At 53.3% G+C, this 330-nt stretch carries 3 tRNA genes; all 3 read right to left on the bottom strand.

Annotation, left to right across the window (positions count from 1 at the left end):
* Positions 1 to 47 precede the first annotated feature (47 nt).
* Positions 48 to 122 (bottom strand) — tRNA-Asn (locus IC219_RS21485).
* 6 nt (positions 123 to 128) lie between these two features.
* Positions 129 to 202, bottom strand: a tRNA-Cys gene (locus IC219_RS21480).
* A 7-nt stretch (positions 203 to 209) separates the two neighbouring features.
* Positions 210 to 285: transfer RNA gene (locus IC219_RS21475), tRNA-Lys, on the bottom strand.
* Between the last annotated feature and the right edge of the window lie 45 nt (positions 286 to 330).

The raw sequence follows: 330 nt of genomic DNA, 5'->3' as shown, positions 1-330 counted from the left end.
GGATTTTAAGTCCTGTGCGTCTGCCAGTTCCGCCACTTCGGCTTTTTTGGCTCCAAGGGTGGGGCTCGAACCCACAGCCTACCGGTTAACAGCCGGTTGCTCCACCGTTGAGCTACCTTGGAATATTTTGGAGGCGACACCCAGATTCGAACTGGGGATCAAGGAGTTGCAGTCCACTGCCTTACCACTTGGCTATGTCGCCGCCTTTTTGGTGATCTATCCGCGACTCGAACGCGGGACACCCTGATTAAAAGTCAGGTGCTCTACCGACTGAGCTAATAGACCATATTAGTTGGGGTGGATAATGAGAGTCGAACTCACGACCTCCAG

The sequence above is a fragment of the Clostridioides sp. ES-W-0018-02 genome (assembly GCF_020658175.1).
Lineage (GTDB): Bacteria > Bacillota > Clostridia > Peptostreptococcales > Peptostreptococcaceae > Clostridioides.
This window is presented reverse-complemented; position numbering and strand designations above follow the sequence as displayed.